The sequence below is a fragment of the Allobosea sp. FW305-C-101 genome (genome assembly GCF_058783685.1).
Genome location: NZ_JBYSYT010000002.1, coordinates 1 through 23730, shown reverse-complemented (window position 1 = coordinate 23730; position 23730 = coordinate 1). Strand labels below are relative to the sequence as shown.

Sequence of the window (23730 nt, the reverse complement as noted above, 5' to 3'; positions counted from 1 at the left end):
GAGGGAACGGTCATGGCGAAGGACGAGGTTCAGGACCAGGCGGCGTCCGAGCTCATCGACGCGAAGATCGGGGCACTCGGGGACTGGCGTGGCGCAACGCTGGCACGGATGCGCGCGCTGATCCGCGAGGCCGATCCCGACGTCATTGAGGAGGTGAAGTGGCGCGGCGTGCCGGTTTGGTCCCATGGCGGCATCATCTGCACCGGCGAGACCTACAAGAACGTGGTCAAGCTGACCTTTATGAAGGGTGCTTCGCTGGCCGATCCTGCCGGCCTGTTCAATTCGAGCCTGGAGGGCAATGCCCGCCGCGCTATCGATATCCGCGAGGGCGAGACGTTGGACGCGGATGCCTTCAAGGCGCTCATTGGCGAGGCCGTCGCGCTCAATACGTCACGCTCGAAACGAGGCTGAGGCTGGAAGCCATTCGCTAAAACCCGAGCGAAAAGCTTTGTTTAAGCCTGTTTCGAGACCAGCCTCGCCAAACATTGCCGAATTGTCATGAAAGTCGCCGGCTTTTCGCCATAGTCGATATCGATCCTCGCATCACGACCAGCGGAGGCCTCGCGGATGGCGGAAACGGGCGAGCTGAAGGCAGGGGCGATTGCACTGCAACGGTTCGGCCTCGGGCCGAAGCCCGGACAGGGCGAGGCGGCGCGTGCCCAGGTTCGCGACAGGCTGCTGGCCGAGATCGCGGCCGGCAGCGTCGCACAGCCTGAGGGCGTGACCTTTTCCGGCGCGGCCGAGATCGGCAAGGCGCTCTATGATTTCGAGGATCAGGAGAAGCGCGAGCGTGAGGCGCGCCGTGTCGCCGCCCCGGCACCAGACATGCAGGTCGCGAATGCCGTGCCGCAGGCTGCTCCGGTGGGAGCCCAGAATCAGATGGCGCCCGCGCCGAAGCCCGCAAACGAGCCGGCGCTGCCGTACCGGACCTATCGCGACGAGGTGAAGGCGCGCGTCGATCTCGCGCTCGCGGCCGAGACCGGCTTTGGCGAGCGGCTGGTGATGTTCTGGTCGAACCATTTCTGCATCGGTGCGACCAAGAGCAACATGAGCCGGATCATGGCCGGCGCCTATGAGCGGGAGGCGATCCGCCCGCATGTCTTCGGCCGCTTCGAGGACATGCTGATCGCAGCGGAAAGCCATCCGGCGATGCTGGATTTCCTCGATAACCGCCAGTCGGTCGGCCCGAACTCACCGGCCGGGCGCCGTCGCGGGCGCGGCCTCAACGAGAACCTCGCCCGCGAGATCCTGGAGCTGCACACGCTCGGCGTCTCCGGCGGCTATGCCCAGGCGGACGTGACCAATCTCGCCCGGATCATCACGGGCTGGACGGTGGTCGGGCGCGAGGGCGTGCTCGGCTTTCCCGGCTCCTTCGCCTTCAATGCCGGCCTGCACGAGCCCGGCGTGACGCCCCTGCTGGGGCGCCGCTACGACCAGCCGGGCAAGGCGCAAGGCATCGCCGCGCTGACCGATCTCGCGCGCCATCCGGCGACGGCCAGGTTCATCGCGATGAAGCTCGTCCGTCATTTCGTGGCCGATGCGCCACCGCGCGCATTGGTCGAGAAGCTCGCCCTGACATTCCGGCAGAGCGGCGGCGACTTGCCGACGGTTTATCGCGTCCTGATCGAGGATGACGCCGCCTGGCGCGCGCCGGCCAGCAAGATCCGCTCGCCGCAGGAATTCCTGCTCGCTTCCTACCGCGCGCTCGGCCGCAAACCCGACTTCGGCCAGATCATCGGACCGGCCGGCGTGATGGGGCAACCCTTCTGGCAGCCATCCGGCCCCAATGGCTACGCCGACGACAATGCGGCCTGGGCTTCGGCCGAGGGGCTGAAGACGCGCGTCGATGTCGCTGCCGGATGGGGGCGGCAGGTGGCGGGTTCTGTCGCCGATCCGCGCGTGCTCTGCGAGGACGTGCTGGGGCCGCTGCTCTCGCCCGAGACGAAGCAGGCGGTGGCGCGGGCCGAGAGCAAGCCGCAGGCGCTCGCGCTCTTGCTGATGTCGCCCGAATTCCAGCGGAGGTGACGCCGATGGTCGATCACGACGACGATGATTGCGAACGGATGACGCCGTCGCGCCGCGCCATCCTTGGTGAGGCCGGCGCTCTCTTCGCCTGGTCCTTCGTGCCGAAATTCGCCTATGCGGCGGCGGGCTCGCGCGATCCGCGCTTCCTGCTGGTGATCTTGCGCGGCGCGCTCGACGGGCTCTCTGCCGTGCCGCCGATCGGCGATCCCGATTATGCCGGCCTGCGCGAGGGCATCGCGCTCGCCAAGGACGGGCCGGAGGCGGCGCTGCCGCTTGACGGCTTCTTCTACCTGCATCCGGCGATGCCGAACCTCGCGCGGCTCTACAAGCAGGGGCAGGCGACGATCGTCCATGCAGCGGCGACGGGTTATCGCGAACGTTCGCATTTCGACGGTCAGGATGTGCTGGAAAGCGGCCAGCCAGGGGCGGGCGCGACCCAGACCGGCTGGCTCAACCGGTTGATCGCGAATTTGCCGGCCGGCGAGGGCATCTCGCGCAAGGGCGTGCTCGGCGTCGGCGTCGTGCCGCCGCTGGTGGTGCGTGGCGATGCGCCTGTGCTGGGCTGGGCGCCGCCACGGATGGCGCGCGCCGGCAGCGACCTGACGATGCGGCTCGCCGATCTCTACGGCCAGCGCGACCCAGGACTGGCGCGCGCGCTGGCGCAGGCGATCGAGACCGAAGGGCTGGCGCAGCGGCGCGGCATGGCCGGCGAGCAGAAGGGCGGCGGCGGGCCGGACACGGCCGAGGGCATGCGCCGCATCGCGGAGGGCGCGGCGGCTCTGGTCGGAGCGGATGACGGGCCGCGCATCGCGGCGCTCGCTTTCGAGGGCTGGGACACCCATGCGAACGAAGGCGGCGCCAAGGGGCGTCTCGCCAATCTGCTCGGCGGGCTCGACGGTGCCTTCGCCGCCTTCGAGCAGGGGCTCGGTCCGGTCTGGAAGGATACGGTGGTGATGGTCGCGACCGAGTTCGGGCGGACCGCGGCTGTCAACGGCACGACGGGGACCGACCATGGCACCGGCACCGTCGCCTTCCTCGTCGGAGGCGGGGTCAAGGGCGGCCGGATCGTCGCGGACTGGCCGGGCCTGAAGCCCGAGCAGCTCTACCAGAACCGCGACCTCAAGCCGACGACGGATATCCGAGCGGTTGCCAAGGGCGTGGTATCGGAACTCTTCGGCGTGTCCGGCCCCGTGCTGGCCGAGACCGTGTTCCCGGAGACCGGCGATCTCAGGTCGGTGCAGGGGCTGGTTGCTTAGCGATTGACTAAATTGAGCGAGACATCGTCATCCCGGACGCAGCGCAGCGGAGATCCGGGATCCATGCCTGAAGCTCGCTCGTAAGCGTTCCGGAATGGATCCCGGGTCAAGCCCGGGATGACGGCGTGTTTCCGAGTGAAATCAGCGAATGATGCCTGATCTCACGCCCAGGCGCGCTGCTTCAGCTTTTCCTCGTAGGCGTCGATCTTCGTGCCCTTCTCCATGGTCAGGCCGATATCGTCGAGGCCGTTCAGCAGGCAGTGCTTGCGGAAGGGGTCGATCTCGAACTTGATCTCGCCGCCATCCGGGCCCTTGATCGTCTGGCTGGCCAGATCGATCGTCAGCGTCGCGTTGGAGCCGCGCTCGGCATCGTCGAACAGCATGTCGAGCTGCTGGGGCGTGACCTTGATCGGCAGGATGCCGTTCTTGAAGCAGTTATTGTAGAAGATGTCGGCGAAACTGGTGGAGATCACGCAGCGGATGCCGAAATCGAGCAGAGCCCAGGGCGCGTGCTCGCGCGACGAGCCGCAGCCGAAATTGTCGCCGGCGACGAGGATCTCGGCCTTGCGATAGGCCGGCTGGTTCAGCACGAAATCGGGGTTCTCCGAGCCGTCGTCCTTGTAGCGCATCTCCGAGAACAGCGCGGTGCCGAGGCCGGTGCGCTTGATCGTCTTCAGGTACTGCTTGGGGATGATCATGTCGGTATCGACATTGACCACCTTCATGGGGGCGGGGGTCGAGGTCAGCGTGGTGAAGGGCTGCATGGCGGAAGCTCCGATGGGCCTTTTGGCGATGTTCTTGCGGTTATGGCGGTGAAGGGGTTCAGAGCTGCGATGTCAGCAGCTTGAAGCTGGCGAAGGTGAAAAAGGCGGCGAGGCAGGCCTCGGCCCGGCGGCGGATACGGCGGTAGCCCGCGATCATCGATGCCGTCGAGAACAGCACGGCATAGAACTGGTTGATCGCGAGCGAGATCAGCATGCAGCCTATGATGATGGCGTAGAGCACGACCGGCGGCGTATCGGGCCGCAGGGCCAGCGCGATGATCGCCGTCCAGCTCAGGATCGCCTTCGGGTTGGTGATGTGCATGAGATAGCCGCGCAGGAAGGTGCGGCGCCCCGAAGCCACTATTTTTGCTGGAGGCATCTCGGCCCGCATCGCCGAGCGGGCCGAGCGCCAGGCGAGGAAGAGCAGGTAGAGGCCGCCGACGATCTTGATGGCGTAGAGCGCGCCCGGATGGGCCACGATCAGCCCGGTGACGCCGATCGCGGCCAGGATGCCCCATGTCAGGGAGCCCGCGGTGACGCCGAGCGCCAGGGTGGAGCCGGCGCTGCGGCCGCGCTCCATCGAGGTTGCCATGATCTGGAGATTGCTCGGACCGGGGCTCGCGACCGCGAGGATGAAGGCCGAGTAGACCAGCATCAGGCCGGGCAGGTTGCGGATCAGTTCGTCCAGCATCGCCTAGCGCTCCGCTGCCTGTTCGATGGCTTCCATGTCCTCGTCGGAGAAGCCGAAATGGTGGCCGATCTCGTGGATCATGACATGGGTGACGATCGAGCCGAGGCTCTCGTCATGTTCGGCCCAGTAGTCGAGGATCGGACGGCGATAGAGGTGGATGGTGTTGGGCATCTGGCCGGTCTGCGGAGCATAGCCCTGCTGCGGCAGGCCGACGCCGCTGAACAGGCCGAGCAGGTCGAACGGGCTTTCCGCCTCCAGCTCCTTCAGCACGTCGTCCTCGGGAAACTCGGTGACGTTGAAGATCACATCCGAGCAGAGCGCGCGGAATTCCTCCGGCAGGCGGTCGAAGGCGGCCTGCGCCAGAATTTCGAACGCCTCCCGCGACGGCGCTTTCACGCCGTCCCAGTCGATCTCTGCTGTTGTCGTGACCCTGGCGTCCACGGCCTTGCCCATCACCAGAATTTCAGTTGGTGGCCGAGCCACCAGGCCAGCACGATGACGCCGAGGAGCGAGAGGGAGCGGCCGATACGCCGGCCCCAGAGCTCGACCTTGTCGCCCTCGGGCGCATCGGCGCCCGAGAAGTGATCGGCTGCCCGGCCCATCGAGGAGCCGAGTAGGCTTTCGCTGTCGCGCTTGACCCGGTCCAGCGCCGCCTTGGATTCGGCGGCGCGGCCGGCTTCGCGGGGATCGTTCGACATGGTCAGTTCCCCGCCTGTCCGTCTCAGCCCAGCGTGCGGACGTCGACGAAGCGGCCGGTGAGGGCCGCCGCCGCCGCCATCGCCGGCGAGACGAGATGCGTCCTGCCGCGATAGCCCTGACGGCCCTCGAAATTGCGGTTCGAGGTCGAGGCGGCGCGCTGGCCGGGCTTGAGCTGGTCGGGGTTCATGCCCAGGCACATCGAGCAGCCGGGTTCGCGCCATTCGAAGCCGGCGGCGATGAAGATCTTGTCGAGACCTTCGGCCTCGGCCTGTTCCTTCACCAGGCCGGAGCCGGGAACGATCATGCCGTAGTCGAGGCTCTCATGGAGCTTCTTGCCCTCGACGATCTTCGCAACCGTGCGCAGGTCCTCGATGCGGCCATTGGTGCAGGAACCGATCCAGATCACGTCGAGCGGGATGTCGGTGATCTTCGTGCCGGCGGTCAGGCCCATATATTCGAGCGCGCGCTTCTTCGAGGCGCGCTTGACCTCATCAGTGATCAGCTCGGGATCGGGCACCGCGCCGGTGACCGAGATCACGTCCTCGGGGCTCGTGCCCCAGGACACGATCGGCGGCAGGTTGGCGGCGTCGAGACGGACGACGCGGTCGAAATGCGCGCCCTCGTCGGTGCGCAGCGTCTCCCAGTAGCGCACGGCTGCATCCCAGGCGGCGCCCTGCGGCGCCTTGGGGCGGCCCTTCAGATAGGCGAAGGACTTCTCGTCCGGCGCGACCATGCCGGCGCGGGCGCCGCCCTCGATCGACATGTTGCAGACCGTCATGCGGCCTTCCATGGTCAGGCCGCGAATAGCCTCGCCGGCATATTCGATGACCGAGCCGGTGCCGCCGGCGGTTCCGATCTCGCCGATGATCGCGAGCGTGATGTCCTTGGCGCCGACGCCGGGCGCAGGCGTGCCGTCCACCTGGACGAGCATGTTCATCGCCTTCTTCTGGATCAGCGTCTGGGTAGCGAGCACATGCTCGACCTCGGAGGTGCCGATGCCGTGCGCCAGCGCGCCGAAGGCGCCATGCGTCGAGGTGTGGCTGTCGCCGCAGACGATCGTCGTGCCGGGCAGGGTGAAGCCCTGTTCGGGGCCGACGATGTGGACGATGCCCTGGCGCTTGTCGAGCTCGTTGAAATACTCGACGCCGAAGTCGCGGGCGTTCCTGGCGAGTGCCTCGACCTGGATGCGGCTTTCCTCTTCCGCGATGCCCTTGGTGCGGTCGGTCGTCGGGATGTTGTGGTCGACGACGGCGAGCGTCTTCTCAGGTGCGCGGACCTTGCGGCCGGTCATGCGCAGGCCCTCGAAGGCCTGCGGGCTCGTCACCTCATGGACGAGGTGGCGGTCGATATAGAGCAGGCAGGTGCCGTCATCCTGCCGGTCGACGACATGGTCGTCGAAGATCTTGTCGTAGAGCGTCTGGGGACCTTTGGTCGCAGTCATGGCTTGGTCTCGGTCTTCTGAAATCGGTTTTGGAGATCATGCGCCGGCTTGCTCGCGCCGGCACGCAAAAAACGGTTCGCCTGTCGCCGGCCGCGCGGAAGCGGCCGGTCTCAGGCGCCGGTAAGGCCTGCGGCAATGGAGGCGGTAAAGCGGCCGAAAAAGCGCCAGGGCAAACGGGCATGGTCATGCAGCGCGGCAAAGTCCTGCGTCGTCGGCAGGGGCGGCAGATGGCCCTCTCCCTGCACGGCGCTGAAGCGCTGCAAATGATGCTCACACGGCGACATGGCTACTGTTTAGCAGTTCCAATCAAGACGGACAATCGATGCCGTTGCAGCCGCGCCATTGGCGTGACGCAAGGGTGGCGGCGCCGAGATGACCGTGCGTGCCGGCGCACAGCCTTCTCTGGAGCCAGCTGTGACGTTGCGATAGCATCTCTCGCACTGGCCTGCATCTTCACGGGGTTTCCGACCAAAGGGAGTGGACGCATGAGGATTTCGGCAATCGCGGTTGCGGCCGTTCTTCTGCAGTTTGCTCAGGCCTTCGCGCAGGTTCCGGGGAAAGCGCCTCCGGCCGTGCAGAAGGAATTCGACGGCTTCATCGCGAAATTCCGCGCGGCGCTGAAGGCGAATGATGCGGGAGCCGTCGCAACCATGACGCAACTGCCCTTCATGGCCGACGATACCGTTCGCGACGCAGCGCAGTTCCGCGCCAAGGCCTATCCGCGCGACTTCACGGCCAAGAACCGAGCCTGCCTCCAGCGAACAAAGCCCGTCTACGCCGTCGATGGCAACAGGAACGACGCCTACTCCGTCATCTGCGGCGGAAGCATCTTCACCTTCACGCGGACGCCGGCCGGGTTCCTGTTCACCGACCTCGACACCAACGACTGACCTTTCGCGCCGCGCCATCAGCGCGATGCGGAGGTGTCGACGCTGACGACAACGGACATGCCGGGCGCCAGCCGCTCGGCGAGGGGCTGGCCGGGATCGACGGCGATCCGCACCGGCACGCGCTGGGCGATCTTGATGAAGTTGCCGGTGGCGTTATCCGGCCGGATCACGCTGAACTCGGAGCCGGCGGCCGGCGAGAAGCGCTCGATGGTGCCGGTCATGCGGGCGTGGCGCAGCGCATCGACGGTGAAGCTCACCGGCTGGCCGGTGCGCATGCCGGCAAGTTGCGTCTCCTTGAAATTGGCGATGACCCAGACCTGGTTCGGCACCAGCGCCATCAACTGCGTACCGGCCGAGACATATTGGCCGAGCCGGGCCTGGACCTCGCCCAGCCGCCCGTCCTGCGGGGCGGTGATGCGGGTGTTTCTCAGGTCGATCTCGGCGAGATGGACGGCCGCCTCGGCGCCCTCGACCGCTGCCACCAGCGACTGGCGGTTGACGATGGCGGTCTGGATGTCCTGCCGGGCGACATCGACGGCGGCATTGGTCGCGGTGATCGCGGCGCGCGCCTGGTCGAGCGCTTGCTGGCTCTGGTCGGTCGAGGTCTGGCTGACGACGCCGCGCTCGCGCAATGGCTCGATGCGGCCCCAGTTCGCCTCGGCGGTACGCAGCGCCGCCTCGGCGCTGGCGACATTGGCGACGGCCGCGCGCAGCCGCGCTTCGGCTGCGGCGCGGGACTGATCGGAATTGGCGAGCGCGGCGCGCTGGGCGGCGAGGCCGGCGCGGGCCTGCTCCAGCTTCTGGGCGAAGATGCGGTCGTCGATGCGCAGAAGCAGATCACCCTTCTTTACCGTGGCGAAATCCTGCACCGGCACGTCCGCGACATAGCCGGCGAGCTGCGGCGCGATGATCGTGACCTGCCCGCGCACATAGGCGTTCTCGGTCATCTCGACGGCGCTGGCGAAGGGCGGCAGCCGCCAGGCGTAGAGGATGATGCCGAGGCCGACGAGGCCGATGGCGAGCGCGACATAGGTCGAGACGGAGCGGAGGATGCGGGACATGGCGGGGCTGGACGGTCAGGGAGTTGGTTGAGCGGCGGGAGGAGCCGCACGCTTGCGCAGTTGCAGATAGGCGAGGTGAGAGAGCAGGCCGAGCAGCGCGAGGCTGGCGATGGCCGAGATCAGCATGAAGGCATCGTTATAGGCGAGGACGATGGCCTCTTGGGAGGCTCGCTGGGTGAGCAGCGTCACGCCCTCCGCCCGCAGCAGCGTCGGGTCGGTCAGGACATGGCTGTAGATGCCGCCGAACTGGTTGACGCGCTGGGCGAAGAACGGGTCGGACAGGACGAAATGCTCGGCCAGCACGTTGAAGTGAAACGTCGTGCGCAGCGTGATGAAACTGCCGAAGACCGCCGAGCCGAGCAGCCCGCCGATGCTCTGCGTGAACAGGAAGACGGTGATGAAGCTCAGGATATAGATCGGGCCGCGCGCGATCGCGCCGCCCATGCCCTGCGCCATCGCGGCGGGCAGGAAGAGGCCGGAGCCATAGGCGACGAGCGCCTGGCTCAGCCAGATATCGTGGGGCCGGGTCTGGCTGGTGGCGCCGCTGTCGAGCCAGGCGCCGAGCGCGACGCAGGCGAGGGCCGTGCCGTAGAACCAGTTCTCCCGGCCGGGCCGCAGCAGCAGCGCGCAGGTGACGCCGCCGGCCAGGATCGCGCAGAGGATCACGCCGTAGAGCGACAGGGTCTGTTCGTTCTGGATGCCGAGCGCCTGGAAGAAATTGGAGGCGCCGACGGTCTGCTCGGCCAGCACGACGCGCATCAGCAGCAGCGCGCCGGCGAAATGCAGCGTCGTCGGGCTGGTCAGCCAGCGGATGTCGATGAGCGGGCTGTCGCGGTGCAGCTCCGCGATCACCGCCAGCGTCAGGCAGATGACGGCGCAGGCGAGGAGCCAGCCCAGCCAGGGCGCTTCGAACCACCAGTAGATCCGGCCGAGGCTGAGCGCGACGGCGATCGAGCCGAAGCCGATCGCGATCAGGATGTAGCTGATGATATCGCGCGGGCCGATGCATTTGACGCGCGGCGGTGTGGTCAGCGGCAGCGCATAGACGAAGCCGAAGGCGACCATGGCGAGGCCCATCTCGAACAGCGTCAGGCCATGGAAGCCGCCGAGATCGAGCAGCCAGGGCGAGATCAGGCGCGTCACGGGGATGCCGAGCGTGGTGTTGGTCAGCGCCAGCGACAGGCCGACGGTGAGCTTCTTCTGCGGCGGCAAGGGCTCGATCATGTAGAAGAAGGCGAGCGAGGACATCGGCGCCGCCGCCATGCCGCTCATGAAGCGCACGATCACGGCCGAGGGCAGGTCGTGGACGACGGTGAGGTTCAGGAAGGCGGCGAGCACGAAGCCGGCGAGGCTGATCTCGGCGAAATTGCGCAGGCCGTACTGCATCCTGATCTTGATCAAGGCGATCGAGAGAGAGACGTTCGGCGCCATATAGGCGGCGATCAGCCAGTTGGTCTCGGCGAGGGTGGCGCCGAGTTCGCCCTGGATCTGGTAGACATTGGTGTTGACGAGGTTCGCGCCGATCTGCTGCGTCATGGCCAGCGTCACCGAGGCCAGCATATAGGCGAGTGCCCGGGCCGGCGGCATCGTCAGTCCGGCCGGCGGAGGCGGCGCGACGGGCGCGGCGGATGGTTCAGGCGTGCTCACGGGGCGGCGCTCCGGCCTGCCGCGATATTGCGCGAGGTGCGGCGCAGGACGTCAAGCGCCGCTTCCAGCTCTTCCGGCGCGATGCCCAGCAGGATGCCGGCACGCAGCTCGGCGAGGAAGTCGAGGATGTCCTGCGCCTGGGCGCGGGCGGTCTCGGTCAGGAAGACGCGGCGCGCGCGGCGATCGCCCTCGACGGCGCGGCGTTCGATCATGCCGTTGCGCTCCAGCCCGTCGAGGAGCCGGACCAGCGTCGGCTGCTCGATGTCGAGCAGGCCTGCGAGATCGGACTGGATCGGCCCGTCCGCCTTGGCGAGCTCCATCAGCAGGCGTGCCCGCGAGAGGGTCAGGCCCATGTCGCGCGCACGGTCGTCGACGAGCGCGCGCAGCTTGCGGTTGACGGCGGCAAGCTCGCCGGTGAACGCGGCCTGAAGCTGGGTTAGGTCCATAGCACCAACATAAATAGCATGCTAATGATTATCATACTTATATGTGCTTATAGTGCATATCAACCGTAAAACTATGTTTCTGATATGCAATTTTTGCATTTCAGCGCGATGGAACCGCCGCGTCATCCGGACAAGCTGCGTAGCAGCGCAGATCCGGGATCCATCGTAGAGCGCCGGAACCCTTCGATGGATCCCGGGACAAGCCGGGATGACGCTGCGGTTCCGGAAAAAGCTGGTGGATCGGGGTGCCGTCCTTGGCCTTCAGGCAAGAAAAAACGCGGCCCCGAAGGACCGCGTTCCAATCTCGTTGTGCCGATGCTTTCGGCGCTGAGGGTTCGGCTTACTTGCCGGCGCCCTTCTGGCCCTTGGCGGGCTTGGCATCGACGCGCTCGGCGATGCGGGCCGACTTGCCGCGACGATCGCGCAGGTAATAGAGCTTGGCGCGACGCACCTTGCCCTTGCGGATGACCTTGATCGAGTCGAGGTTCGGCGAGAACAGCGGGAAGACGCGCTCGACGCCCTCACCATAGGAAATCTTGCGGACGGTGAAGCTCTGGTTGAGGCCGCCGCCGTTGCGGGCAATCACGACGCCTTCATAGGCCTGGACGCGGCTACGCTCGCCTTCCTTGACCTTGACGTTGACCTGCACGGTGTCGCCGGGCTGGAACGCGGGAATGGCCTTGCCTTCGCTCAGCTTGGCAATCTGCTCGGCATCGATCTGTTCGATGATGTTCATGGGTCTCTCCATGGCCGTATTCGCGCGGAAGCGCGGGCTTTCGGCTCGCTGTTTTCAGTTGAGTGCGGGGCCATACAGGAGCGCGGCGGGTTTGTCGAGCGGCAATCCCGGCTTGTTGGCCACGCTGCCGGCATGCATAGCCTGTGTGGAAGCGACACGCCATCGGACGAGATGCCATGACCGATCCCGTTATCAAGACCGCCCTCGTGACCGGCGCCGCGCGCGGAATCGGCCTCGCTACGGCCAAGCGCTTCCTGGCTGAAGGCTGGCAGGTCGGCCTGCTCGATATCGACGGGGCTGGGCTCCAGCGGGCGGCGGCCGAGATCGCGACGCCCGAGCGGGTGCTGGTGCTGACCTGCGACGTAGCGATGCCGGCGCAGCTCGAATCGGCCTTCGCCGGCATGGCCAAGCGCTTCGGGCGGCTCGACGCCCTCGTCAACAATGCCGGTACGGCGGTGTTCAAGCCCCTGCTGGAAACCAGCCATGACGAGTGGCAGCGGGTGATGGCGGTGAATCTCACCGGCCCGTTCCTGGCGACGCAGCTCGCTGCGCGCGCGATGGCCGACAATGGCGGTGGCGCCGTCGTCAACATCACCTCGATCTCGGGCCTGCGCGCCTCGACGCTGCGGGTCGCTTACGGCACCTCGAAGGCGGCGCTCGCGCATCTCACCAAGCAGCAGGCCGTCGAGCTCGCGGGGCTTGGCATCCGCGTCAACGCGGTCGCGCCCGGGCCGGTCGAGACGGCTATGGCCAAGGCGGTGCACAGCCCCGAAATCCGCGCGGATTATCGCGATGCCGTGCCACTCGGCCGCTATGGGCTGGAGGAGGAGCTGGCCGAGGCGATCTTCTTCCTCTGCTCGGACCGGTCGACCTATATCACCGGGCAGGTGCTGGCGGTCGATGGCGGCTTCGATGCGGCCGGTATCGGGCTCGCCACACTGCGCGGCGAGCGGCGCAACCTCTGACGACGGGTAGGGGCAGCTAGCCCTTAGCCTCGCGCTGCTTCAGCAGCTCGTTGAGCATGTCCTGCTGTTCGCTGAGCCGATCGGCGAGGGCCTCCTCGACGGCCGCGCCGGAGGCGCCCGTCGCCTGTTCCATCAGTTCGGCGATGTTGCGCCGGAGAAGGGCGATGCGCTCGTCCAATTCCGTCTGCGAGGCATTCTCGGGCATCGGCTGTCTCCATGCTCCATCACGGCCGTAGCGGCCGTCCGCCTCGTAGAATGTCTGGCGGCCTTCCGGGTTCCCGCCGGAACCGTGTCCGGCCCGATGGCGTTGGTCGGCCATGGTCCTCCGTGCGAGGCAGCCGGGAGGACAAGCGATGAAATCATATGCAGTAGGGGTTGCAATAGCCGTGCTGGCCGCGACGGGGATGGCCGAGGCCCAGACGCCTTCGCCGCCCTCAACGGCCCAAGAAGGAACCGGTAGCGGCTCGGGATCGAGCGGCATGGCGCCGCAGCAGGGAACCGGCTCCGGCGCGACGCAGCAAGCGCCCGGCGCCAATCGCCCGGTAACCGGCGGCGCGCCCGCAGCCGAAACGCCCCAAAATCGTGAATACGGCCGAGAGACGGCGCCGGCCGGCCAGCCGATGCATCAAAGCAACCCCGCCGCGGGCGCGAAACGGCCTGACTGAGCAATATCGCTGCTCGTTATCGCGACCGCCGACAAAGCCCTTGCGTCCGCTCCCGATCGGCGCGAACCTCCGTCCAACTGCCTCTCCGACGGCCGCCCGACCCTGTCGGGCCCGAGCGACCGCCGCCCATCCGGCGTGAGCGCATTCGCGGTTCCCGCCGGCTTTCCGCCGCGCCGGAGCCGGGGTTGCCAGACCTTCTCCTCCATCGTGGCCAGTCCCGAAGGAGGAAGCCATGCCCGCATCCGCACAGAACGGAGTCTCCGCAAACGGCACCCGACGCGCGGGGCCGCGATGCATCGCGATCGTCGGCCCCTTCCAGAGCGGCAAGACGACGCTGCTCGAGAGCATCCTGATGCGATGCGGCGCGCTGACCCGCACCGGCACGGTCAAGGGCGGTAACACGGTCGGCGATGCGGCGCCGGAAGCCCGCGCCCACCAGATGAGCACGGAGCCCACCGTCGCGAGCGTCGATTTCCTCGGTGACACCTTCCATTTCATCGATTGCCCCGGTTCGGTCGAGTTCCTGCACGAGATGCGCCACGTGCTGCCGGCGGTCGATGCGGCTGTCGTGGTCTGCGAGGCGGATGACCGCAAGGCGCCGGCGCTGGAGCTCGTGCTGCGCGAGCTGGAGGAAGCCGACATCCCGCGCTTCCTGTTCCTGAACAAGATCGACACGGCCTCGCGCCGGGTGCGCGAAACGCTCGCCATCCTGCAGCGCGCTTCCCGCACGCCGCTGCTGCTGCGCCAGATCCCGATCTGGCAGAAGGGCATCGCGATCGGCTTCATCGATCTCGCCCTGGAACGGGCCTTTATCTACCGCGAGCATGCGCCGAGCGAGATCGTGCCCTTGGCCGTCGACGAAGCCGGCCGCGAGAAGGAAGCGCGGTTCTCGATGCTGGAGCGGCTCGCCGACTACGACGACGAACTGATGGAAGAATTGCTCGGCGACATGGAGCCGCCGCGCGACCGCGTCTTCGACGATCTGGCCCGCGAGTTGCAGCATCGACATGTCGTGCCGGTGCTGATCGGTGCGGCCGAGCGCGGCAATGGCGTGACCCGGCTGCTCAAGGCGCTCAGGCATGAGGCGCCGGGGCTGGCGGAAACCCGTGGTCGGGCCGGCATCCTGCCGGAGGGCCCGCCGCTCGCGCAGGTGATGAAGACCTGGCATTCGAGCCAGGGCGGCAAGGTCTCGCTGGCGCGGGTGATGCGCGGCCGGCTGGCGGAAGGCGATGTCGTGACCTCATCGAGCGGCGTCGAGGCCCGTATCGCGGGCGTCGTCTCCCTGAAGGGCGCCGAGCAGAGCCGCAAGCCCGCGGCGGAGGAGGGCGATGTCGCGGGTTTCGCCAAGCTCGACGGCATCGCGACGGGCGAGGCCTTTATGCTCGGCAAGACCCGCGCGAGCGTGGTCAGCGCGGTCGCCCCGCCCGAAGCCGTGCATGCCTTCGCCATCGCGGTGAAGGAGCGCAAGGACGATGTCAGGCTGGCGGCGGCGCTGCAGCGCCTGACGGAGGAGGATACGGCGCTGGCGGTCACGCAGGTGCCGGAACTCGGCGAGACCCGCCTGTCCGGCCAGGGCGAGATGCATCTGCGCGTCGCGCTGGAGAAGCTCGCCGGACGCTATGGCGTCACCGTGCTCAACAAGACGCCACAGGTCGGCTATCGCGAAACCATCCGCGGCCAGGCCGGCGCACGCGGCAGGCATCGCAAGCAGAGCGGTGGCCATGGCCAGTATGGCGACGTCGTGATCGAGGTCGCGCCGCTGCCGCGCGGGGAGGGCATCCAGTTCGTCGACCGGATCACCGGCGGCGTCGTGCCGCGCCAGTATATCGGCTCGGTCGAGGCCGGCATGCGCGATTTCTGCGAGAAGGGACCGCTCGGCTTCCCGATCGTCGATGTCGCGGTGACGCTGACCGACGGCTCCTACCACACCGTCGATTCCTCCGACATGGCGTTCCGGCAGGCGGCGCGGCTCGCCATGAACGAGGCAATGCCGCAGGCGAAGCCGGTGCTGCTGGAGCCGATCCTCTCGGTCGACGTGGTGATTCCCTCGGAGGCGATGTCGCGGGCCTCGGCGCTGATCTCCGCCCGGCGCGGGCAGATCCTCGGCTACGACACGCGCCCCGGCTGGCGCGGCTGGGACCAGATCAAGGCGCTGGTGCCGGAAGCGGAGATGACCGGGCTGATCGTCGAGCTACGCTCGGCCACGTCTGGCGTCGGCTCGTTCAGCGCGCGCTTCGACCATCTTGCGGAACTTGCCGGCAAGCCGGCCGAGGCCGTGGTCTCCGCCCAGGCGCTCGCCCTCGCGCAGGCGCGCTGAACCGGGAATTCAGGCCCGCCTTCCCTCCGGGAGCCATTCCCTGGCTCCGGGATCGGGCTTGATTTCGTGCCGTGCGGACTGTTTAGATGTGAACATTCGACAGCTCATGGTGGCTGGAGCTTGCGCTCCCGGCCGCTGTTCCGCACTGTACGATCATGAAAATGCACCGGAACCCGTCGCGAGGCGGCCAACCGGGCGAGAGGGAGGGAAGAATGACCGCGACCGGCGCCACGCAGGCCAGGAATGCCTCGCGACCTTGGTTAGCGCATTATCCACCGGCCGTTCCGCCAGAACTCGACGACGCCAAGGTCGGCACGCTGGTGGACCTGATCGGTTCCGCCTGCTCGACCTATGCCAGCCGCCCGGCCTTCGAGAGCTTCGGCAAGACGATCACCTTCGCCGAGACCCGTCAGGCGGCCGAGGCTTTCGCCGGCTGGCTTCAGGCTCAGGGACTGAAGAAGGGCGACCGCGTCGCCCTGATGATGCCGAACATCCTGGCCTATCCGGCGGCGCTCTTCGGCGTGCTGCTCGGCGGCTTCACCGCCGTCAACGTCAACCCGCTCTACACCGCGCGTGAATTGACACATCAGGTCAACGATGCCGGGGCGCGGGTGCTCGTGGTGATCGAGAACTTCGCCCATGTCGTCGAGGAGGCGAAGCCGAACCTGAAGCTCGACGCCATCGTCGTCGCCACGGCCGGCGACCTGATGGGCTTCAAGGGCAAGATCGTCAATTTCGTCGCGCGCCGCATCAAGAAGGTGGTGAAGCCCTACAACCTGCCGGGCTCGGTCGGCTTCCAGCAGGTTCTGCAGGGTGGCGCCCGGATGGCGCCGGTGACGGTCGCCCCGGACGATGTCGCCTTCCTGCAATATACCGGCGGCACGACCGGCGTCGCCAAGGGCGCGACGCTGACGCATCGCAATGTCGCGTCCAATGTTCAGCAGGCGGGCTTCTGGCTGGAATGGGTGCTGGAGCCGCCGCTCGGCCGCAGCGACTACCAGCATGTCATGGTGACGGCGCTGCCGCTCTACCACATCTTCGCTCTGACCTGCTGCTGCATGTTCATGCTGCGCATCGGCGCCAAGAGCCTGCTGATCGCCAATCCCCGCGACATCCCGGGCTTCATCAAGACGCTGAAGGCGAGCCGCTTCACGCTCTTCTCCGGTGTCAACACGCTCTACAACGCGCTCGCCAACCATCCCGAGATCAGGCAAGTCGATTTCTCGGAGATGCGCTTCGCCGTCGCCGGCGGCATGGCGACGCAAGCCGCGGTCGCCAAGCAGTGGAAGGCCGTGACCGGCCGCCCGATCATCGAGGGTTACGGTCTGTCGGAGACCTCGCCGATCGCCACGATCAACCGGCCGGACCTGACCGAGTTCAGCGGCACGATCGGCTATCCGATCCCCTCGACCGAGATCGCGATCCGCGACGCCGAAGGCAACGACATGCCGATGGGCGAGGCGGGCGAGATCTGCATCCGCGGGCCGCAGGTGATGGCCGGCTACTGGAACCGCCCGGACGAAACCGCCAAGGCGATGACGGCGGACGGATATTTCCGCAGCGGCGACGTCGGCGTCATGCTGCCGGACGGGCAGGTCAAGGTCGTCGACCGGATGAAGGACATGGTGCTGGTCTCCGGCTTCAACGTCTATCCGAACGAGGTCGAGGACGTGTTGGCCTCGCATCCGGGCGTGCTGGAATCGGCCGTGATCGGCCTGCCGGACGAGCATTCGGGCGAGGCGGTCACCGCCTTCGTCGTGCGCAAGGACCCGACCCTGACGACCGATGCGCTGCGCGCCTACTGCAAGGAGAACCTGACAGGCTACAAGGTGCCCAAGCAGATCTTCTTCCGCGAGAGCCTGCCGAAGACCAATGTTGGCAAGGTGCTGCGCCGTGCGCTGCGCGAGGAGGTCGTTGCCCAGCGCTGACGCCTCCAAGAACTTCCGGAGCCTCCTGGAGCATCCTTCGAGACGCCATTCCAAGAGAATGGCTCCTCAGGATGAGGGCTGTAGGAGCAAGCTCTCACCTTGGGGGGACGGTCGACAGGCGGGCGAGCATCGTGCCATCTCTGTCGGCTTTCGCGTGGGCGGGTGACCGCCACGCGTCACCGGAGATCGTTGCCGCTTGCCTCATCGCCTCGTCGAACTGCCGCTGCTGCGCCGCCTGAAGCCCGGCCTCCATGTCTACGAGGAGGAGGCGCTGAATGCCGAGCCGGCGCTCGCGCTGCTCGACGAGTCGATCACGCCGGTCGATTCCTTCTTCATCCGCAATAACGGCCATCTACCGGAGATCGACGACAGTACCGAGTGGACGCTGACCATCGATGGCGAGGTCGAGCGCCCGGCGGTCTGGACCGTCGAGGGCCTGCGCCAGCGCTTCGAAACCGTCACGGTCACCGCGGTGCTGGAATGCGCCGGCAATGGCCGCTCGCGCTTCTCGCCCGCGACGGATGGATTGCAATGGCGGCTCGGTGCCGTCGGCTGCGCGCGCTGGACGGGCGTGCGGCTGGCGGATGTGCTGGAGCATGCCGGCCCGAAGCAGAGCGCGGTCTACACCGCGCATCACGCGCCGGACCGTCAGATCGGCAAGCCGGAGAAGGCGGCGCTCTCGCGCGGCCTGCCGATGGCCAAGGCGGTGGCTCCTGAAACGCTGATCGCCTTCGCCATGAATGATGAGCCCTTGCCGCGCCTGCATGGCGGGCCTTTGCGCATCGTCGCGCCGGGCTATCCCGGATCAGCCTGGCAGAAATGGCTCGACCGGATCACCCTGCGCGATATCGAGCATGACGGCGAGAAGATGCGCGGGACGGATTATCGGATGCCGATCCGGCCGGTGCACCCCGGCCAGCCCCTCGACCCTGAGAATTTCGCTGTCATCACCGACATGCCGGTCAAGTCGCTGATCACAGCTCCATCAGACGGCTTCGTGGCGAAGCAGGGCGAACGATTGAAGGTCGCGGGCTTCGCCTGGAGCGGTGCCGTTGCGCTGGAAGCGGTCGCGATCTCCAGCGACGGCGGCGAAAGCTGGCAGGATGTCGAATTGCAGGCCGGCGAGGGACGCTTTGCCTGGCGACGCTTCGAGGTGGAGGTCGCCGCCGAACCATCAGGACCGTTCGTCGTCATGGCGCGGGCGCGCGATGCCGAGGGCAGCGTCCAGCCGCTGGAGCCGGTCTGGAACCCACGGGGATATTGCAACAATCAGGTCCAGCGCGTGCGCGGATCCGTGGTCGCGTGAGGCTTTGAACCTTTTGGCGGGTTGCTGCGTCTAAGAAGTGGGTCTGCCATTCCGGGCATGGCTCTGCCGCCTCGGTCACTCCTCCTCCCATCGGCGACCGAGGCGGCTATTCTTTTCCGATCCACCAATCCTCGGTCGAACAAGCTCGTCATGCTCGGGCTTGACCCGAGCATTTCTGGCCGGAAGAGGTGCCTTATCCTGCGAGAGATTCTCGGGTCTGCGCTTCGCTTCGCCCGAGAATGACGCGGTTGGTCAGGCCGCGAGAAGCGCCTTGCCGTCGGCCGCGTGGCCGGTGACCGGCAGGATCTCGCCCGGTGCGATATCGCGGGCGAAACGAACCAGCGTGAAATCCTCTGCACGGCCCGTATTGCCGCGTTCGGTCAGGACGCTGAGGGGCCGGCCGATGCGCTCCGAGAGATGGCGTGCTTGTGCCGCGCCCGCTGTCGCACGCAGCCGCGCAGCACGCTCCGAGACGATTTCTCCCGAAAGCTGCGGCATGCGCGCAGCCGGCGTGCCGGGGCGGGCCGAGTAAGGGAAGACATGGACGAAGCTGAGCCCGCATTCCGCGACGAGATCGAGCGAGCGGGCGAACATCGCCTCGTCCTCGGTCGGGAAGCCGGCGATGAGATCGGCGCCGAAGACGATATCGGGACGCAAGGCCCTGATCTCCGCGCAGAAGCGGACGGCATCATCGCGGCTGTGGCGGCGCTTCATGCGCTTGAGGATGAGGTCGTCGCCGGCCTGCAGCGAGAGATGCAGATGCGGCATCAGGCGCATTTCGGTCGCGAGCAAGTTGCGCAAGGTATTGTCGACCTCGACGGCGTCGATCGAGGAGAGGCGCAGGCGCGGCAGCTCGGGCAGGGCACGCAGGATCGCGCCGGCAAGTGCGCCCAGCGTCGGCTCGTCGGCCAGATCGCGGCCATAGCTGGTGAGGTCGACGCCGGTCAGCACGATCTCGCGGGCGCCCGCTTTGAGCAACGTGCGGCATTGCGCGACGACGTCGGCGATGGCGAGCGAGCGCGAATTGCCGCGTCCGAAAGGAATGACACAGAAGGTGCAGCGGTGGTCGCAGCCGTTCTGGACCTGGACGAAGCCGCGCGTATGGCTGGCGAAACGGCCGGTGACGGGCGCGCGCAGGACGGTGCGGGCCATGATGTCGCCGACATCGAGCTTGTCGGCCGTGGCCGTGTCGGGGTGGCCGAGGCTGTTGGAGCGGGCAAGAGCCGCCCAGTTCTCGGCCCGCAGCTTCTCGTCATTGCCGAGGACGCGGTCAACCTCCGGCATATCGGCGAAGCGGGCGGGCTCGATCTGCGCGGCGCAGCCGGTGACGATCACGGGCCTGTCCGGCTGCTCGCGCTTGAGACGGCGCACGGCCTGCCGCGCCTGCCGGGTCGCCTCGGCGGTGACGGCGCAGGAATTGACGATCGCGGCATCCTTCAGCCCGGCGGCTTCCGCCTGGAGCCTGAGCGCCTCGCTCTCGACGATGTTGAGGCGGCAGCCGAAAGTGACGACCTCCAGAGCATGTCCACGTTTCGGAGAAACGTGGACATGCTCTGGGTTCTTGTTTGGTCGCATTTTCTTCACGCGAACCGGCGCCACTTCGCTTGAAAATGCTCCAGGGCCATCACGCCGCCTGATCGAACAGGGCCGGATCGAGCGTGCCTTCCCATTCGAACTCGACCGGGCCGGTCATCAGGACATGGCCGTCGCGCTCGCGCCATTCGATGGCGAGATCGCCACCGGGCAGGCTGACGGTGGCCTTGCGGGCGGTGAGTTCACGACGCACGCCCGCAACCAGCGCCGCGCAGGCACCCGAGCCGCAAGCCTGAGTGATGCCGGCGCCGCGCTCCCAGACGCGCAGCACGATGTGGTCGGGCGCCTTCACCGCGGCGAGCTCGATATTGGCGCGATCGGGGAAGATCGGGTGGTTCTCAAGCAGCGAGCCGATCTGCTCGAGATTGTAGGCATAGGGGTCCTCGACGAAGAAGACCGCGTGCGGATTGCCCATGTTGACGGCGCAGGGCGTGTGCAGGATCGGGTTGTCGATCGGCCCGATCTGCAATTCGAAGCGGCTGGTATCCTCGAAGGGCTCGGCCAGCGGGATCTGGTCCCAGGCGAGGCGGGGCGCGCCCATGTCGACGGTGAAGAGGGTCTCGCCCTCGCGCACTGCCGGCAGCAGGCCGGCCTTGGTCTGGAGTGCGAGATGGCTCTTGGTAGCATCGCCCATCTGCGGGTCGGCGATCATCGCCCAGGCGACGCAGCGCGTGCCGTTGCCGCAGGCGCCGGCTTCGGAGCCGTCGGTGTTGTAGATCCGCACGAAGGCGTCGGTGCCGGGCGTGACAGCATCGTGCAGAACCATGAGCTGGTCGAAGCGGGCGCGCGGCTCGGAGGCGATGGCGCGGGCCTCGCTTTCGCTGATGAGGTGCTTGCTGCCGCGCAGGTCCAGCACCGTGATCTGGTTGCCGAGCCCGTTCATCTTCAGGAACCGGCGATTGGCCAGAGCGTTCATTTGGTCACACGTCCCGTGAATAAGGGGTCTATGGCCGAGGCGACGTGAAAAAGCCACCCTCGTCCCCGTTCCTGAGACAAGGTGGACATTCTATGTTGCGCCGCAAGGGCGCGAATCGCGTGAAACTCAGGGCCGTGACAATGCGTGATTCTCGGCGGTATTCCCGGATTTGTGCTCTGGCGCTCGCCGGCTTGACGAGCCTGCCGAGCGGAATGGTCCTCGCACAGGCGCGCATCGCACCGCCGACCGCCGTCGAATCGGCGCCGCTTGCCCCGCCGCCCGGCGCCAGTCCAGCCCAGATGCCGTCCGCTCCGGCGCAGACGCCGCCCGCGCCCGTGCCGGATTCCCAGCCGGGGCCGCAACCGGTCCAGCCGGCTCCGCCGGCGCCGAACCCGGTGGTGCCGCAGCCGGTGCAGCCCGCGCCGACTTTACCCGGACCGGTCGAGCCGCAGCCTGTGCAGCCGCCGCCGACCCTGCCGCCGCCGGGCCAGCCCCTGCCGCCCGTGCAGCAGCAGACCGGCGTGCCCGACCCCAATGCGACGCTCGCCGGCAGGCGCAGCGATTCCAGCGATATCGAGGAGGTCACGCTGGCCGCAAAGCCCGTCCTGCTGCTGTCGGGGCAGGCGAGCTGGGACCAGGGTTTCCAGAGGCTGTCGGAGAGCTTCAACGCCTTGCGTGCCGAGGCCCAAAAGGCGGGTCTGCCGGTTGCCGGTCGGCCTTTGTCGCTCTTTGTCGAGACGACCGATGACGGTTTTCGTTTCGAGGCGATGCTGCCCGTCGCGGTGCCGGCCGGAGGCCCGCCTCCCGCGCTGGGGCCTGGGGTGAAGCTGAGCGCGTCACCGGCTGGGAAGGCGCTGCGCTTCCAGCATGTCGCTCCCTATGACGACATCGATTCCACCTACGAGACGATCACGGCCTATCTCGAAGCCAAGAGCATCGCCGTGAAGGACGCTTTCCTGGAAGAGTATGTCAGCGATCTCAGGGACCCTGGCGACCCTAACCTCGAGATCAACATCTACGTCCAGCCGAAGTGAGATCGTCGCCTGCCGTCATGCTCGGGCTTGAGCCCTGAGCATCTCATGCCCGCGGAGGCTCCTCGCGCCTCGCTTTAAAGAGATTCTCGGGTCTGCGCTGCGCTTCGCCCGAGAATGACGGCGGTGCGTGCCGTCACGCGCTCCAGCTCAAACCCGGCCGCATCGGCCGGAAGCGCTCTTCCGGCAGCCCGGCCTCTGCCAGCGCTGCCTTCAGCGCCTCAGGCGGGCGCTCGACGCCTTCGTCGGTGAGCTGGAAGGTGCCCCAGTGATGGCCGATCGCCTGCCTGGCACCTAGCGCCAGCATGACCTTGACCGCTTCGTCGGGGTTCATGTGATTGTCCGACATGAACCAGCGCGGCTCATAGGCGCCGATCGGCAGCACGGCGAGGTCGAACGGCCCGTGCTGGCTCCCCAGTTCCCGGTACAACGAGCCGTCATGGTAGCCGGTATCGCCGATATGGAAGATCTTCGCGGCCGGTGTTTCCAAGATGTAGGAGCACCACAAGGCCATGCGCCGGTCGAAAGCGCCGCGCGCCGACCAGTGGTAGCTCGGCACCAGCGTGACCGCGACCTTGTCCGAGAGTGTGAGCCGGTCGTTCCAGTCATGCGGCTCAGTGCGGGCATCGGGAATGCGGGCGCGGACGATCGCGTCATTGCCGAGGGGCATGATCATGCGCGGCTGGTCTCTGGCATGCAGCAGCGCCAGCGTCTCGATGTCGAGATGGTCGTAATGGTTATGCGTGACCAGCACAGCGTCGATCTTCGGCAGGTCGGCGAAGGCGACGCCCGGCGCATTCACGCGCTTCGGACCGATGAAGGAGAAGGGGCTGGCGCGTAGCGAATAGACGGGGTCGATCAGCAGGTTGAGGCCGGCCACCTGATACAGGAAGGAGGCATGGCCGAGATGGACGACCCTGATGCCGTCGACGCTGGCGGACGGTTTGTCCTGCGGGGGCGCCTGATAGGCGAGGGGAAAAGCCTCGCGCTCGCGCTTGCCGGTCTGCCAGCGCAGCACATCGGCGAGGCCCTTGGTCACCGGGCGGCCGTCGCTGAAGACGAGCCCGTTGAAATGGTCGCTGACGGGGCCCTGGTAATAGGGATTGCGTGAGCGGGAGATCGCGCCCCAGGCGGCGCCGGTCGAAGCCAGCAGCGCACCGAGGCCGACGAAGGAGAGGAGTTTGCGGCGGGTCATGGTCCAGAACAGGTAGACCGCCGCAACCTTCCGTCAAGGCTCCGGCGACCTGATCGCCAAGGCGTGAAGCCAGCGCGTCGGCTGGCGGTCATAGCCGGAGCCGGTATCCTCATCGATCGTCAGGGACTGCCAGCGGGCGTCGTTGCCGAAGGCGGCGC

23 protein-coding genes are annotated in these 23730 nt (G+C 67.2%); 10 read left to right on the top strand and 13 right to left on the bottom strand.

Annotation, left to right across the window (positions count from 1 at the left end; all coding sequences use genetic code 11):
• Positions 1-12 precede the first annotated feature (12 nt).
• From AC3WMA_RS07515 to AC3WMA_RS07505, 3 genes are all read left to right on the top strand, one after another.
• Positions 13-411: a DUF1801 domain-containing protein gene (locus AC3WMA_RS07515; RefSeq protein WP_492284782.1), complete on the top strand. Its 399-nt coding sequence runs from the start codon at positions 13-15 to the stop codon at positions 409-411.
• A 156-nt stretch (positions 412-567) separates the two neighbouring features.
• Positions 568-2025, top strand: coding sequence for a DUF1800 domain-containing protein (locus AC3WMA_RS07510; protein ID WP_492284781.1), 1458 nt, complete (start codon positions 568-570; stop codon positions 2023-2025).
• A gap of 5 nt (positions 2026-2030) precedes the next feature.
• On the top strand, positions 2031-3281 hold the full coding sequence (locus AC3WMA_RS07505; RefSeq protein ID WP_492284780.1) for a DUF1501 domain-containing protein: 1251 nt from the start codon (positions 2031-2033) through the stop codon (positions 3279-3281).
• 161 nt (positions 3282-3442) lie between these two features.
• Here AC3WMA_RS07505 and leuD read toward each other — a convergent pair whose 3' ends face one another.
• Genes leuD through leuC form a run of 5 tightly spaced genes read right to left on the bottom strand, consistent with a single transcriptional unit; the run spans position 3443 to position 6876 of the window.
• Positions 3443-4045 (bottom strand): 3-isopropylmalate dehydratase small subunit, encoded by a 603-nt coding sequence (leuD, locus tag AC3WMA_RS07500; protein WP_199088048.1) that lies wholly within the window; start codon positions 4043-4045, stop codon positions 3443-3445.
• A gap of 58 nt (positions 4046-4103) precedes the next feature.
• Entirely contained in the window at positions 4104-4736 is a 633-nt protein-coding gene (locus tag AC3WMA_RS07495) for a LysE family translocator (RefSeq protein WP_492284779.1), read from the bottom strand.
• A 3-nt stretch (positions 4737-4739) separates the two neighbouring features.
• Entirely contained in the window at positions 4740-5189 is a 450-nt protein-coding gene (locus tag AC3WMA_RS07490; RefSeq protein WP_492284778.1) for a metallopeptidase family protein, read from the bottom strand.
• Positions 5189-5434, bottom strand: a complete 246-nt coding sequence (locus tag AC3WMA_RS07485; RefSeq protein WP_377839604.1) for a hypothetical protein — start codon at positions 5432-5434, stop codon at positions 5189-5191. The genes AC3WMA_RS07490 and AC3WMA_RS07485 overlap by 1 nt, the downstream gene beginning before the upstream one ends.
• Before the next feature lie 23 nt (positions 5435-5457).
• Positions 5458-6876, bottom strand: coding sequence for a 3-isopropylmalate dehydratase large subunit (gene leuC, locus AC3WMA_RS07480; protein WP_492284777.1), 1419 nt, complete (start codon positions 6874-6876; stop codon positions 5458-5460).
• 38 nt (positions 6877-6914) lie between these two features.
• Here leuC and AC3WMA_RS07475 point away from each other — a divergent pair, with 38 nt between their 5' ends.
• Positions 6915-7766, top strand: a complete 852-nt coding sequence (locus AC3WMA_RS07475) for a hypothetical protein (RefSeq protein ID WP_492284776.1) — start codon at positions 6915-6917, stop codon at positions 7764-7766.
• 17 nt (positions 7767-7783) lie between these two features.
• Here the strand turns inward: AC3WMA_RS07475 and AC3WMA_RS07470 are convergent, their stop codons facing one another.
• The 4 genes from AC3WMA_RS07470 to rplS form a co-directional block, all read right to left on the bottom strand.
• Positions 7784-8827: an HlyD family secretion protein gene (locus AC3WMA_RS07470; protein WP_492284775.1), complete on the bottom strand. Its 1044-nt coding sequence runs from the start codon at positions 8825-8827 to the stop codon at positions 7784-7786.
• 15 nt (positions 8828-8842) lie between these two features.
• Entirely contained in the window at positions 8843-10414 is a 1572-nt protein-coding gene (locus AC3WMA_RS07465; RefSeq protein ID WP_492286069.1) for an MFS transporter, read from the bottom strand.
• A 56-nt stretch (positions 10415-10470) separates the two neighbouring features.
• The gene (locus AC3WMA_RS07460) at positions 10471-10920 is read right to left on the bottom strand and encodes a MarR family winged helix-turn-helix transcriptional regulator (RefSeq protein ID WP_492284774.1); all 450 of its coding nucleotides are present in this window, start codon (positions 10918-10920) and stop codon (positions 10471-10473) included.
• A gap of 340 nt (positions 10921-11260) precedes the next feature.
• A complete protein-coding gene (rplS, locus tag AC3WMA_RS07455) occupies positions 11261-11656 on the bottom strand; it encodes a 50S ribosomal protein L19 (RefSeq protein ID WP_257731382.1) in 396 nt (131 codons plus the stop codon).
• Positions 11657-11832: 176 nt separating this feature from the next.
• On the opposite strand from rplS, the gene AC3WMA_RS07450 reads away from it, so the two are divergent.
• Positions 11833-12621, top strand: coding sequence for an SDR family NAD(P)-dependent oxidoreductase (locus AC3WMA_RS07450; RefSeq protein ID WP_492284773.1), 789 nt, complete (start codon positions 11833-11835; stop codon positions 12619-12621).
• A 16-nt stretch (positions 12622-12637) separates the two neighbouring features.
• On the opposite strand, the gene AC3WMA_RS07445 is transcribed toward AC3WMA_RS07450, so the two are convergent.
• A complete protein-coding gene (locus AC3WMA_RS07445; RefSeq protein ID WP_257731384.1) occupies positions 12638-12826 on the bottom strand; it encodes a hypothetical protein in 189 nt (62 codons plus the stop codon).
• Positions 12827-13100: 274 nt separating this feature from the next.
• On the opposite strand from AC3WMA_RS07445, the gene AC3WMA_RS07440 reads away from it, so the two are divergent.
• The 4 genes from AC3WMA_RS07440 (at position 13101) to AC3WMA_RS07425 (ending at position 18837) form a co-directional block, all read left to right on the top strand.
• Positions 13101-13286, top strand: coding sequence for a hypothetical protein (locus AC3WMA_RS07440; RefSeq protein WP_492284772.1), 186 nt, complete (start codon positions 13101-13103; stop codon positions 13284-13286).
• 232 nt (positions 13287-13518) lie between these two features.
• Positions 13519-15603, top strand: coding sequence for an elongation factor G (locus AC3WMA_RS07435; RefSeq protein ID WP_492284771.1), 2085 nt, complete (start codon positions 13519-13521; stop codon positions 15601-15603).
• A 212-nt stretch (positions 15604-15815) separates the two neighbouring features.
• Entirely contained in the window at positions 15816-17531 is a 1716-nt protein-coding gene (locus tag AC3WMA_RS07430) for an AMP-binding protein (RefSeq protein WP_492284770.1), read from the top strand.
• 196 nt (positions 17532-17727) lie between these two features.
• A complete protein-coding gene (locus AC3WMA_RS07425) occupies positions 17728-18837 on the top strand; it encodes a sulfite oxidase (protein ID WP_492284769.1) in 1110 nt (369 codons plus the stop codon).
• 252 nt (positions 18838-19089) lie between these two features.
• Here AC3WMA_RS07425 and mtaB read toward each other — a convergent pair whose 3' ends face one another.
• A complete protein-coding gene (mtaB, locus tag AC3WMA_RS07420; RefSeq protein ID WP_492284768.1) occupies positions 19090-20412 on the bottom strand; it encodes a tRNA (N(6)-L-threonylcarbamoyladenosine(37)-C(2))-methylthiotransferase MtaB in 1323 nt (440 codons plus the stop codon).
• A gap of 49 nt (positions 20413-20461) precedes the next feature.
• The gene (dapF, locus tag AC3WMA_RS07415; protein ID WP_492284767.1) at positions 20462-21346 is read right to left on the bottom strand and encodes a diaminopimelate epimerase; all 885 of its coding nucleotides are present in this window, start codon (positions 21344-21346) and stop codon (positions 20462-20464) included.
• A gap of 212 nt (positions 21347-21558) precedes the next feature.
• Here dapF and AC3WMA_RS07410 point away from each other — a divergent pair, with 212 nt between their 5' ends.
• Positions 21559-22380 carry a GyrI-like domain-containing protein gene (locus tag AC3WMA_RS07410; RefSeq protein WP_492284766.1) on the top strand — a complete coding sequence of 274 codons (822 nt, stop codon included), beginning with the start codon at positions 21559-21561 and terminating at the stop codon, positions 22378-22380.
• Positions 22381-22513: 133 nt separating this feature from the next.
• On the opposite strand, the gene AC3WMA_RS07405 is transcribed toward AC3WMA_RS07410, so the two are convergent.
• Positions 22514-23572, bottom strand: coding sequence for an MBL fold metallo-hydrolase (locus tag AC3WMA_RS07405; protein ID WP_492284765.1), 1059 nt, complete (start codon positions 23570-23572; stop codon positions 22514-22516).
• Positions 23573-23730: the final 158 nt, after the last annotated feature.